Annotated in this window: 8 protein-coding genes and 1 pseudogene; 2 read left to right on the top strand and 7 right to left on the bottom strand. The window is 69.4% G+C overall.

The features are described from left to right. Positions 1-278 precede the first annotated feature (278 nt). From ACWD3O_RS27950 to ACWD3O_RS27935, 4 genes and pseudogenes are all read right to left on the bottom strand, one after another. Positions 279-464 (bottom strand): annotated as a pseudogene (locus ACWD3O_RS27950) (ABC transporter ATP-binding protein); the annotation flags it as partial. 759 nt (positions 465-1223) lie between these two features. Next, positions 1224-1703: a p23/wos2 family protein gene (locus tag ACWD3O_RS27945; protein ID WP_451417793.1), complete on the bottom strand. Its 480-nt coding sequence runs from the start codon at positions 1701-1703 to the stop codon at positions 1224-1226. A 320-nt stretch (positions 1704-2023) separates the two neighbouring features. Further along, positions 2024-2674, bottom strand: coding sequence for an NAD(P)-dependent oxidoreductase (locus tag ACWD3O_RS27940; protein WP_451417792.1), 651 nt, complete (start codon positions 2672-2674; stop codon positions 2024-2026). A gap of 404 nt (positions 2675-3078) precedes the next feature. After that, a complete protein-coding gene (locus ACWD3O_RS27935; RefSeq protein ID WP_451417791.1) occupies positions 3079-5118 on the bottom strand; it encodes a hypothetical protein in 2040 nt (679 codons plus the stop codon). Positions 5119-5660: 542 nt separating this feature from the next. On the opposite strand from ACWD3O_RS27935, the gene ACWD3O_RS27930 reads away from it, so the two are divergent. Together ACWD3O_RS27930 and ACWD3O_RS27925 are read left to right on the top strand one after the other, a co-directional pair. After that, positions 5661-6836 carry a carboxylate-amine ligase gene (locus tag ACWD3O_RS27930; RefSeq protein ID WP_451417790.1) on the top strand — a complete coding sequence of 392 codons (1176 nt, stop codon included), beginning with the start codon at positions 5661-5663 and terminating at the stop codon, positions 6834-6836. A 379-nt stretch (positions 6837-7215) separates the two neighbouring features. Further along, positions 7216-7503: a YidB family protein gene (locus tag ACWD3O_RS27925; protein ID WP_451417789.1), complete on the top strand. Its 288-nt coding sequence runs from the start codon at positions 7216-7218 to the stop codon at positions 7501-7503. Between the two features lie 303 nt (positions 7504-7806). Here ACWD3O_RS27925 and trxA read toward each other — a convergent pair whose 3' ends face one another. From trxA to ACWD3O_RS27910, 3 genes are all read right to left on the bottom strand, one after another. Continuing rightward, positions 7807-8133: a thioredoxin TrxA gene (gene trxA / locus ACWD3O_RS27920; RefSeq protein WP_451417788.1), complete on the bottom strand. Its 327-nt coding sequence runs from the start codon at positions 8131-8133 to the stop codon at positions 7807-7809. 103 nt (positions 8134-8236) lie between these two features. Continuing rightward, entirely contained in the window at positions 8237-10903 is a 2667-nt protein-coding gene (locus ACWD3O_RS27915) for a Helicase associated domain protein (protein WP_451417787.1), read from the bottom strand. A 37-nt stretch (positions 10904-10940) separates the two neighbouring features. Then, positions 10941-11408, bottom strand: coding sequence for a hypothetical protein (locus tag ACWD3O_RS27910; RefSeq protein ID WP_451417786.1), 468 nt, complete (start codon positions 11406-11408; stop codon positions 10941-10943). Between the last annotated feature and the right edge of the window lie 684 nt (positions 11409-12092).

Below are 12092 nucleotides of genomic sequence, written 5' to 3'. Positions count from 1 at the left end.
CCCTCAGCACACGCCAGGACCTCACGCTCCACACGGCACACATCGCCGGACTCACCCGGCTCTTCCGGCACGCCACCGGCACCATCGGTGCCCGCAGCATCCCGGGAAGGCGGCCGCTGCTTCCACTGCGACGGGACCGGACGCGCCCGGCCCCTTTGGGAGCCGGCTGCCGGGCTTGTGTGAGCTGCACGCAAAAAGAACGCCCCCACGCTGCGGATGCTGATGGGCCTGATCCGGCCCGACGAGGGCGAGATCCGGGTCTTCGGCCACGCGATCCGGCCGGGCGCCCCGGTGCGCACCGCGCGCTGCAGGGCGTCGCCCAGGCCCGCGATCTCCAGCGCCTCGTCCAGGTGGGCGTCCTCGGCCGGGCGGCCGGTGGCCCGCCAGTACAGCTCCAGGTTCTCCCGCCCGGACAGGTGCGGCAGGAAGCCCGCACCCTCCACGAAGGCGCCGACCCGGGAGAGCGGACAGCAGCAGGGCGATCGCGACGACCAGACCGGCCAGCGGCAGCCACCAGATCCGGGCGGGCAGCGGGGCGGTCGCCGTCACGACGTCCTCCGCGGTCGGCACCATCAGGTCGCCGCGCAGCGAGTCTCCCGCCTGATCCCCGACACGCCCGCTTCCCTGATGCCCCGGGGGCTGTGAACCGCGCACCACCTGGGCGGTCACGCCCGCCGCCGCGACCGGCGTCCATTTCTGGTTCGGAGACGGGACGCTGGGGGCAGGCCAAAAGTCGCCCGGCACTGCCTCGCCGCGTACCGGCCCCTGGCGCTCCTACGTGCCAGCCGCTGGGCTGACGGCGGCGGCCTGGGGTTCGCATGCCCGGCGGTCGTCGGCCGGCACCTGGACCGGATGCCTGCGGGTATGCCACGGCCCTCTTGAGCCTGTGGCCTGGGAGGATCGCCGTTTACGCTTTGGCCTGGTCCCGGAGCCGGCCGACGGCGCGGGGCAGCGGCGGCGTCCGGCCGTCCGGGCCCTTCAGGCACACGCCGCGCGTAGCGCCGGCACGGTGACGGCCCGGTCCCCTGCCCCGCCCGCGTGGCACTCCCTGCCCCTTCGCGGCGCACCTATCCGGTCCCGCCGGAGGCTTTCGGGCAGCCTTGGTGCGTCCGGGAGTGATGAACGCACGGTCATCACTCCCGGGGGCACGCCGGGGCGGCGGGCTTGCAGACGGCTGTGCGCACGGCGGGCAGACCGTCGTCCTCGCCGCTCTCAGGGAGGACCTACTTTCTGCGCATCTCCTCGATGTCCGCCTCGGTCATGCTTCCCAAGCCGCCCATGTCGTTCATCATGCCGAAGTCGTCGGCGGAGGCGTCGTTCCGCCCGTCCTGCTCGTCCTGGTCCACCCACTTGTCGAAGTCGGTCTTGACGTGAAATGCCCTGTCCTTCGTCAGGCGGGGCCAGTACTCCTCCTTGGTCTCGCTCTTGCGCAAGACGAGGGAAAGAGAGCGCGAGGTGAGTCGCTGGGAGGACTTCTGCGGGTCGATCTCCGCGTAGAAGTCGAGGTCGGCCGCGTAGTCGGCCGCTGTGTCGCCCGTGCCGGCGGTGGCGCTGAAGTGCAGTGACGTGGGCGTCAGCTTGCAGACGAGCGTGCCTTCCTGGATATCGCGCAGATCGACGGTCACGTACAGGATGTTCTTCGCCGGGTCCGAGGCACTGCTTCGCTGTGCCCACAAGATCTCGGGCTTGCTGACGTCACCCATCACGCCTCCATCACCTAGAGCTATCAATGCATCCCTCACAGTAATCATCTTTCGGTAGGCAAAGCATCCGGAAGGCCATCGACGCCATCACCGGAACCGGGATTGTCCGCAACGACCACCCGTTCACGGGCCTCGTCCAGTCGTCCGTCGCCACCCCCATTGCTCACCACACTCCCGGCTGACCGGTATCAGGTTCACCACGCGCCCGCTGCGCGGCCGATCAGAGGTGCCTGTGGAAGGGCTGCCGCCCGGCGAGGGCCGGGCAGTGCGCCGGGCACCCAGGGGCCAGGTCCGGGGTTTTGGGCGCTGGGGTGGGGGTGTCAGTAGGCGACGGTGAAGCGTTCGCCGGTGTGCTTGGGGTTTTCGATCTCGTCCACGAGTGCTACGGCGTAGTCCTCGGCGGAGATCCGGCTCTGCCCGTCCGTGTCGGTGATCAGGTCTTCCAGGCCTTCGCGGTAGGTGCCGGTGCGCTTACCGGGGGCGATGGTGGTGGCGGGGGAGATGCTGGTCCAGGGGATGTCGGTGACGGTGCGCAGGTAGTCCAGCGCGTCGCCGTGGGCGTGCATGATCTGCAGCAGGAACTCCGGCAGGCCTTCGGCGTCCCACACCTGCTTGCCGTCCGGCGTGCGCAGCGAGCCCGCGCCGCCCACCGCGACCAGCCGCGGCACCGGCCCCTCCAGGGTGCGCAGAGCGGTGACCAGGGACTCGACGGACGGCTTGATCAGCGCCTGGTGGCCCGGCCCGTCACCGCCGCCGACCGCGCTGACCACCACATCCGCGCCCCTGCCGTGTTCGGCCACCGAGGCTGTGTCCAGGACGTCACCGGTCACCACACTCAGCGCCGGATCCTGAATGCCCAGCTTTGCCGGGTCGCGGACCACTGCGGTCACCGTGTGGCCGCGGCGCAGCGCCTCGTCCAGTACACGCGTGCCGATGGTTCCGGTGGCGCCGTACAGGGTGATCGTGCTCATCGTGGAATGACTCTCCTTGTGGTCGCTGGTCTTGCCGTACTGACCGTAGGGAGGCGTGGAACCGCGGCGGGGGACGCCGGGCCGACCGGGCGCGGTGAAAGCGCGGAAAGGGTCCCGCCGACGATATGAAATCCGGGCCGACGCCCTTACCCGGGCCAAGGAGGGACCGTTGTCGCCAGGGGTGCGGCCGCGCTCGTGTCCGGTCGCTAGGGACACGGATGCAGCCGCCGACGCGAGCAGATGGCGCAGCTTCACTTGCGCAGGTGTACTGCGGGCGGCCGGCGAAGGCCCGGCGAGTGGCATGCGCACGGCTGCCGTCCGCCGCGTCCGCCCGGGGATGACGAGGTTGGCAGAACGTGCCGGCCCGCAGCCTCCTGGTGTCCTCACCTGGGCCGGCTGTCTGCTTAAGCGTGGTAGAAGGCATACAGGCGTCCCTGGTAGACGGCGATGCCGGGGGTGTCGAGGACGGTGGTGCCGTCTGCGATGGGGACGGGGGTGCTCCAGGTGCCGGGTGAGGTGCTGGTTTCGTTGACGCGCCGGCTGAGGTAGGGCTTGCCGTTGGTGTCGGTGTGGGCGCACCACAGGGTGTGGCCGTCGTAGTGCAGGACGGGACTGTTGTTGCTCGTGCCGTGCGGGCCCTGTGCGGAGTTCCATGATGCCTTGGCGGGGTCTTGTCCCTTGGCGCTCCAGTAGGTGTGCATCTGGTTGCGGTCCTGCAGGACGCTGATCCACATGCGGTCCAGGCCGTAGGCGATCGAGGGTGTGCCGAAGGCGCTGGAGGATGTGGCCAGCGTCCGGTGGTGGTTGAACCCGTTGATGACATCCGGGTCTTCGTCGGACAGGATCAGTTCGTTGCCGCTCTTGAAGGCGCTGCGGGCGATCCAGCGCCTATTGTCGTGGTTGACCGCGGCCGGCCCTGCCGCGGTGTCCATCTCCTCCATCACGTACCAGTTCGACCAGCCGTCGGACCACCAGTTCCACCGCAGGTTGCCCCAGCTGGGGTCGGTTGCGTAGCAGTGCAGTGCACGCCGGTAGGGCACCGGTGCCGGCGGCTGGTCGGTGGGGACGCTTGTGGCCGAGGGAGCGGACCATGCGGTGCCGTCGTAGTAGCTGGACTTCATGTGTCCGTCGGCGAAGATGACGTGGAGTTTGTTGTCGTGGACAGCCAGGCGGGGGGCAGTCCGTGAGGTCCATTCCAGTGGCAGGGGCAGGCTCCACTCTCCGGCGTCTTCGCGGTTGCTGCCCTGGGTGCGGGAGACACAGTAGAGGCTGCCGGTGGGGTAGGCGGGGCGCTGGCCGGTGTAGCGGACGCGGAGCTTGTGGTGGCCGTCGCCGTTGAAGTTCCACTCCAGCTCTGGCCGCTGGGCGAGGACGGCCATGTCCTGGCGGGTCAGGATGAAGGTGCGCGAGCAGGACAGGTCGTCGTGGTTGCGCAGGGTGTCCATCAGAGCGATGAAGATCTTGGCGATCTCCCAGCCGATGGCCACGGTGTCGGGCACCGGCACCAGGTTGTTCATGGGGTTGCTCTCGACGTACTCGTCGACCTTCTCCACAGTGGTTTCCAGCGCGAGCTGGAGTTTGTCGTACCACTCGGAGTTGGACTGGTCCGCCTCCCAGACCTGGACGCTGGTCAGGACCGTGCCGCTGGAGCACATCTGGTCCAGGAACACCTTGCGGTTACTGGAGAAGGTGCGGGTCTGGCCTTCCTTGACGGCGCCGAACTCCTCGGAGACGAACGTGTCCCCCACCCCGCCCCCTACCCCGGAGGAGGCGGCGAAGTAGATCTCGTCCCTGCCCCCGCCCTGGTCCCCGACCGCGCGCTCGACGTAGAAGCTGTCCATCTCCAGCTTCACCCGCCACGGCTGCAGCGCCGCCGTCCGACCCTGTCCGGCAGGAGACTCCTGTGAGGAGAGGGCGGCGGAGGTGGAACCGGGGTAGCGGGCGACGCCGGTGACGGCGAAACCGGTCTCCCGCATCGCCTCGACGAACGCCTCATCCTCCTCGATGCGACCGGTAGCCAGATCCTCCAAGGACAGCAGCGACACATTCGGCGCCTCCCATGCCTCCTGCGCCAGCTTCGGCAGCCGCCACCGCAAGTCGGCCATGGAGTACCCCCAGGCAGAAGGCCGCGAAGTGATCGTCAGGGGCACGATCAGCTTCCAGGGAAAAGCCGTCGTCACCGTCTGCCGGTACGCCTGGCCCCACGCTTTGATCTCCTCGGTGTCGATCACCGTCTTCAGCGCGTCCACCAGGACCTGCTCCAGATCGGTCAGCTCCCGGCCCTCCCGCAGCCGGTTCGCACCGTGCAGCATCACCGCCAGCAGCAGGTTCTTCGACCCGCTGGGAGCAGACGCCAGCGCCGCGCCCGCCCGCCGGCTCGTGCTCTCACCCACCAGCAGCGCCTTCAGCCGCTCGATCCGCTCCGCCTGCTGGATACCGGCCATCTGGACGTGTCCTTCCTTTTGCACCCGAGCAGGGGCGCGCCATCGACACGGCCCACCCTGACCAGCCGCTCCTACCTAGTCAGGCATGACACGCATAAGGCCTGAAACATGGCGTAAAGCGCGCATCGTCTGCCGTTACCGTGGCGCTCTTCGCGTTCGTCGGCCCCCGTCCGATACGGCCACGGGGGGCCGTCATCCATCGAACGGTCCGCCGGCCAGGATCTATCGGCACACTGCGGAGAACCGGCCGCCGAAGGCAAGAGCGAGCCACCTGAAACGGCCCTTTCCCTGCGTGATCCGGCAGGTCAGGGTCTGGCCGACAGGTATCGACAGCGGTACGTGCAATGGTGACGGGCAGAGAAGCGAGACGCTCCTCCCGCAGCCCGCAGCCCGCAGCCCGCAGCCCGCAGCCCGCAGCCCGCAGCCCGCAGCCCGCAGCCCGCAGCCCGCATGATCGGACAGGGCCTCTGAGGTGTTTCCCGCTCTCGCTACCCGGCGGTCATGTATGCCGGGTGGATACTTTCTGGCACAGTGCCATCACTATGAGCAGTGAACCTTGCGGCGAGACAGTTGCGGCAGACGTTCTCGCGCCTGCCCGCACTTTCGGATCCAGCAGCATCTCGGCACCGCTGAGCGTGGGCGTCGAGGAGGAACTCCTCCTGGTCGATCCTCTCACCCGCCATCTCAGCCCCCAAGGGCCCGAGGTGGCGCGCGAGGCCGCCGGCGACCTCGGCGACCGGGCCGGCACCGAACTGACCCAGTATCAGATCGAACTGCGCACCGATCCGCACACCTGCCTGAAGGAAGCCGCCGAACAGATCCTTTCCACCAGGACGGCAGCCGCCCGCGCCGCCGCCCGCCTGGGCGTGCGCCTCGCCTCGACCGGTACCCCCGTACTCGGCCAGGCCACCCCGGTCCCGATCACACCCGGCGCCCGCTACGCCCGCAGCGCGGCCCACTTCCGCGCCTTGGACGACGAGCAGAGCGCGTGTGCCTGCCATATCCACGTCGGCCTGCCAGACCCCGCCGACGCCGTACACGTCAGCAACCACCTACGGCCCTGGCTGCCCGCCCTGATCGCCCTCAGCGCCAACTCCCCCTTCAAAGACGGGCATGACACCGGGTACGCGAGCTGGCGCACCACCACCTGGGGGCGCTGGCCCGTCGCCGGCCCACCCCCCTACTTCGAATCACCCGCCCACTTCGACGACCTCGTCCACACCCTCATCAACACCGAAGCACTTATCGACCGCGGCGGCCTGTACTGGGACATCCGCCCCTCCCACCACCTGCCCACCATCGAAATCCGCGTTGCCGACGCCGCCCTCACCCCCGACGACACCCTCACACTCACCGCTGTCGTCCGCGCCCTGACCGCCAACGCCCTCGAGCACATCCACACCAAAGAACCAGCCCCACGCCCGGCACCGGAAATCCTGCGCGCAGCCTGCTGGCGCGCAGCACGCGACGGACTGACCGGCACCGGCATTGACCCACTCACCGGCCGCCTCGTCGCCCACACCACACTCGTCGAAACACTTCTGCACACCATCACCCCAGCACTGCACAGGCACAACGACATCGACCACATCCGCGAGCAATGGCAGCGTCTGCGCGCCCAGGGAACCGGAGCCGACCGCCAGCGCGCCGCTTACAGAAAGCGCGCAAGCCTCCACGACGTCGTCGACTACACCATCTCCGCCACCTGCCCCCAGTAGGCAAACGGTGAAGGCGAGCCTTCAAGCCGCACGGCACGAACCGCACCAGACCCAAGCTGCACCGGTCCGCGGCGACGCGGTCCGGTGTGCGCCCTCTCGATACGACATGTCTCACTCTATGTGGGCTCATGAATACAAAACGTAGTTACTAGTGTGTGATCACGGGAAAGGCGTTATAGCGAGTCGAGGACGACGCGGGGTAGCGAGTGCCGCCCGCAAGCACGGGGCGAAGGAGAAGCCCGGTGGCAACCACCTCCGCGACATCCTGAAGAAGTGCGCAAATCTGGCATTCGCCCCCGGGGGAACGGCGGCGGGCGCGGTCACCCAGGGAGCGAAGAAATGACGACGGAGGCGGGCGGAGCAGGTCAGCGCGGAGGAGATGGGCGCGCTGCTGGTGTTCCTGGCGGAGAACGGGCTCGCCGACGAGGTCGGCTCATGGGTCAGCGCAGAGATCGAGAACCTGCCGATCACCGGTGCACAGCTGCTGGAGGTGCTGGACCCGGACGACGTGGCGGAGGATGCCGCAGACGCCGGGATGTCCGTGCAGGAGTACGCGGATCAGCTCGCCCGCGAGCTGCCTGCGGCCGCCGACGCGATCACCCCTGATGGCGAACTGCCGGACGACGAGGAGTTCGGCCGGCACTTCGAGGAGCACTTCCGCAGGTAGGGCCCCGCATCGCGGCGTCGTACCGCTCGCGCCCGGTGCGGTGCGACGCTGTCGTGTCTCCGGGCGCCGGCCACCTTGGGCTCGCACCAGGTGAGCCGGGCGACGACCGGCCTTGGCGAGCGCAGGGCTTCCCGTCCTGGGTCTGCATTCGAGCACTGGCGTCCCCCGGTGCCTCCCGAAATCGTGAACATCTGCTGTCCCGTTTGCCCGTTGACACTGAACACGGACCGATTGCCAGGGAAGTTGGACAACTGCGACGCAGGCGGACACATCAAGGGCCACCGGATGCGTGACCTGTACCGGTCAGATATGGCTGTCGATAAGCATGGTGATCTGGGCTTTCGACAAGGCACCGACCTTCGTTTGCTTCACAACGCCGTCTGCAAAAAGGATCAGGGTAGGGATGCCTCGAACGGAGAACTTCGCCGGCGTAGACGGGTTCTGGTCCACGTCAATCTTTGCAACCTGGAGCCTGTCCCCGTAGTCCCTGGCCACCTCGTCGAGGAGCGGCGCGATCATCTTGCACGGCCCACACCACTCCGCCCAGAAGTCCAGCAGTACGGGACGATCTGACTTGAGCACGTCTGACTCGAACGACGCGTCGGTCACATGCACAATCTGCTCGGACATCCGGTCTCCTTACACAGTGGCTGTCTACGAGATGCACAACGTCCAAACACCGCTCTGAGTATCGGCTTCCGCTTGATGTCGAAACCTCCTCGTATATGCAGCCTCACCACCACGTAGTCCCGACCCCCGCGAGGGCGGCGAGCTGGTCGGCGTCCAGCCGGTCCCTCCTGGATTTCGTGTTCGAAATCCACACACCCAGCTTCACCGTCACCGGCTCCGCCTCGCCATCGAAGGCGATCTGCTCACTGTGCCCCCTCGGCACGGGCCGGTCCGCGCCTTCCCGCTCCACCCACTGCGCTAGGGCTGCCAGGCCGTGCTGGAATGCCTGCTGCGTCCTGCTCGACCCCTTCGTCGCGTGCGCGGCTGCCGCGGCGGGAGCGGGCGTTTGATCTGGTTGCACGCCCAGCTTGGTCAGCCGCTCCTGCTGCTCCTTGGACAGCTGGGCCCAGGTGCCCGGCTGCTTCTGCCGCTGGAGCCACCGTCCGATGTCGTCGCCGTCCATGAGCACGCCGGGTGCGATGTCGGGCAGGTGGCCGTCGGCGTCGACGAGGTCGGCCAGGATCCGGTAGTGGCGTTGCCAGTCGAGTGGCCAGGGGCAGTTCCAGTCCGGGTCGATCGCCGCCAGCTGCTGCGCGCGCTCCGCCGCCCGCTTCGGATCCTTGCCCAGGCCGCCCTTCCGGCGCAGGTTGGCCATGTGCTGCCCGATGGGCACCATTGCCTCGCCCTCGCCCCAGACGGCGTCCTGCCGGGGCGCGAGGTGCCCGGTGGCCCGTCGGTAGGACCTGAGCGTGGCGAGTTTGTCCTCCCAGGCTTCCTCGCCCGGTTCCCACACCATCCCGGCCTCCGGGGCGTCCAGCAGCGTCTTGCGCCGGTCCTCCAGCTCCCCGGCCCGCAGCGCTTTGCGCTGCTGGTGCACCCATCGGCCAAGTGGAAACGCCTTCGTCGCCCCCACTTCGACCTCGACGTCGTACGGGACGGCGTAGAGGCTGGTGATGTCGTTCTTCTTCCGCCACCGCAGCAGGGCCTGGTAGCCCTCCAGCCACACCAGGGACTCCGGCCGGTACACCCGGGTGCGCAGGAACGCCGCGATCGTGGCGGCGTCGCGCGGGCTGGAGAAGTGCAGCAGGGCCGCTTCGGCGGCGGCCTGCGTGTCGTCGTCCTCCTGGTCCTCGCCGTCGCCCTCCCCGCCGGCCCCGACGATCCGCCCGTCTTCGTCGCGCCGGACGTGGACCTTGCGCTTGCCGCTCGTAAGCGCCCGGGAGGCCAGCTGCTCGACCAGGCGCTCATCGTGCGAGCGCAGGCCTTGGAGGACCGCCACAAGGGGGCGGAACGAGGCGCTGGCGACCATGTCGGTGGGGTCCTCGCCGGGCGCCAGGAAGACCGGCACGATGATCCTGGCGACCTTCGTGGAGCCGTCCTTGTTGAGCCGCAGCGCCCGGCCGATGTTCTGCACGATCTCGACCTGGGAGCCGCGGGTGTCCGCGAAGCAGACGGCCTCCACGCCCCGCTCGCCGGTGATGTCCACGCCTTCCCCGAGCACGCGGACGCTGGCGAGGAAGGCGCGGTGCACGCGGCGCCCGGCCGCGTCGATGCCGTTGGCGAACTGGCGCAGCACCTCACGCCGCTCGGACACGAGGTGGTCGCCGCACAGCCACGCCGACCACACCCGGTCCGGGGGTACGTGGCGGCCGGCCTCCAGCTCGTAGAACTCCGCGTCGATCGACGACGCGGGCAGCTTGTCCGCGGCGGCCAGGTCCTCGTCGGTGGCGTCGCGGGTGTAGAGCGCGGCCGCGGTCTCCGGCAGCTTCTCCGCGAACGCCGCGGCCTCCTCCACCTTCTGGTGGAACGTCATGACGGTGCGCAGGTTGTACGCGGCGGCGTGCTCCAGGAGCGCGGTCTGCAGCAGCGCCAGACGCCGGCCGCGCCGGGCTTCCTCGGACTCTCCGAGGACGGGGGAGGGGTCGCGGATCTCCAGGACGTCGATCTCGAACCCGGCGAGGATTTCGCGCTCGATCGCCTCGCTCAGACCGAGCTCTGCGATCCACGCGCCGTAGGTCCCGTTCGGGTCGTCGGCCATGGTCGCGAGCTCCACCTCCTGGCCGTCCGCGCCCTTCTGGGGCCGGGGCGCGGCGAGGATGCGCGGGGTCGCGGTGAGGTAGAGCCGGAAGGCGGCCGGGATCCGCTGGTTGTCGTGGATCGCCGCCCACGGACGGCCAAGATCACCGGCGGTTCCGTGGGCCTCGTCCACGATGGCGAGGTCGAAGCCGTCCATGCGCTGCCCGTAGAGCCGCTCCCCGCCCGCCAGAGCGGCCTCCAGCGGCCCGCGAACCTTCCGCTGGCCCTCGGGAGCGTCCACGTCCTCACGGTCCACGAGAGAGGCGTACGTGGCGAACACGACGACCGGCCCGTGCCCGGCCCACAGGGCCAGCTGGATCGGGTTGGTCGTGGTGCGCACCCTCAGCGAGTTCAGCACCGGGTCGTTCTCCAGCGAGCACACCGCGACCATCGGGGCCCGGTGGCCCACCGCGCGCCACGCCTGGGCGGTCTGCGCGAGCAGGTCCAGGGTCGGGACGGTGACGAGGATCCGCCCGTCCGCGAAGCTCTCCAGCGCGCACGCGGCCGCCGTGATCGTCTTGCCCGACCCGGTCGCTGACACGATCGTGGCACGGGCACCCTGCGGGGGCACGGATGACCTTGCAGGGAATCCCACCCACCTACGAAACGCGGAGCGCTGATCTACCTGGTGTTCCTTGAGTTGAATCGCTGACATTTCCATGCCTCCCCTAAGCCTGAATTCCCGTGGTCTGTCAGATGGCCGCGTGCGGAATGCAGGCCGCACCGAGGTCGTTCCAGATCGACGCATCCGCCTTATGCCAGCCGCCCGGCTTCCCGTCCTTGAAAGGCGGCTTGTCGTCCGGGTCGTAGTGCCCGGCAGCGAGCGTGCACACGATGACGTCCCCGTCCGCGTTCCGCGTCCGCGCGGTGCACAGACCGCCGGCCTCACCCAGCGCCTCCAGCACCCGGCGCCGCGCCGTGGTGTGCGGGTGGGTGCCCAGCAGCACGGCCTCCCGCACGAACCTCTCCAGCCGCACCAGGTCAGCCCGCTCACGCTGCCGCACGTCCGCGATATGTACGGCCAGCTCAGCGGCCCCCGCCGACCGGCTGCCACGCCGGGACCACTCCCGGTCCGCGATGCCCACCAGGGCCTCGCTCACGGTCCTGACGCCCTCGTCCCAGCCGTCCTCGAACAGCTCGCCCCGAGAGGCCTGCGCCATCCCGTCCAGCTCCACCACCTGGCACTGCGCCCCGGCGACCGCCCCGGGCCTCCAGCGCGGCCACCAGGTCGTCCGCCTTACTGGCGGCCACGCCCTGCGCCTCCAGGAGCGCGAACAGCCTCAACCGGGCGTTCACGCCCACCGTCTGGTACTGCGTCGCCCGACGCACAGAATCGCTGCTCAACGCGGGATCGGGTCCGATCGATTCCTGATGACCGGTCATCTGCGGTCGTTCCTCTCGGAATTGAGGGAGGGCCCCGGGCCGTTGGGGGGTGTCCTGTGTTTCCGCCAACGGTACATGCTGCATCTGCCTGATGCACGCGGTACACTGGAACCTACCCGAACGAGCGACCCACCCCCTCGTAGCCAGCCCGGCCCGCGTCAGCGGGCCCCAACGGTTCTGGAGGCGCAGCCGGAAGGGCCGTCAGGCGGGGGAGCGCAGCGGACCCGCCGGGAGCGCTCCGCGCTCCCCCAACTCCCGCACTGGAGGCCCTACTAGCCGCACCTGCCCACCCGGTCGGCCCGGCCGCGCACCGCGCGGCCCGCCGGGCGCGCAGCGGCCGGCCCCACTCCATCCCGGAGCGCAGCGGAGGGATGGGCCCGTGCGCAGCACGGGCCAGCGGGAGCGCAGCGACCGCCCCGCTTGCACATCGCGCAGCGATGTGGTACCCGCGGAGCGGGTAC

Source organism: Streptomyces sp. NPDC002640 (assembly GCF_053592575.1).
Note: the sequence above shows the minus strand (reverse complement) of the source record. Positions and strands in the feature narration are given on the sequence as shown.

What these genes read in the sequence shown, in the direction of transcription:
- trxA (WP_451417788.1), bottom strand. Translation starts at nt 8,133, where the DNA reads ATGTCCGAGCAGATTGTGCATGTGACCGACGCGTCGTTCGAGTCAGAC.
- ACWD3O_RS27910 (WP_451417786.1), bottom strand. Translation starts at nt 11,408, where the DNA reads ATGGCGCAGGCCTCTCGGGGCGAGCTGTTCGAGGACGGCTGGGACGAG.
- ACWD3O_RS27940 (WP_451417792.1), bottom strand. Translation starts at nt 2,674, where the DNA reads ATGAGCACGATCACCCTGTACGGCGCCACCGGAACCATCGGCACGCGT.
- ACWD3O_RS27930 (WP_451417790.1), top strand. Translation starts at nt 5,661, where the DNA reads ATGAGCAGTGAACCTTGCGGCGAGACAGTTGCGGCAGACGTTCTCGCG.
- ACWD3O_RS27915 (WP_451417787.1), bottom strand. Translation starts at nt 10,903, where the DNA reads ATGTCAGCGATTCAACTCAAGGAACACCAGGTAGATCAGCGCTCCGCG.
- ACWD3O_RS27935 (WP_451417791.1), bottom strand. Translation starts at nt 5,118, where the DNA reads ATGGCCGGTATCCAGCAGGCGGAGCGGATCGAGCGGCTGAAGGCGCTG.
- ACWD3O_RS27945 (WP_451417793.1), bottom strand. Translation starts at nt 1,703, where the DNA reads ATGGGTGACGTCAGCAAGCCCGAGATCTTGTGGGCACAGCGAAGCAGT.
- ACWD3O_RS27925 (WP_451417789.1), top strand. Translation starts at nt 7,216, where the DNA reads ATGGGCGCGCTGCTGGTGTTCCTGGCGGAGAACGGGCTCGCCGACGAG.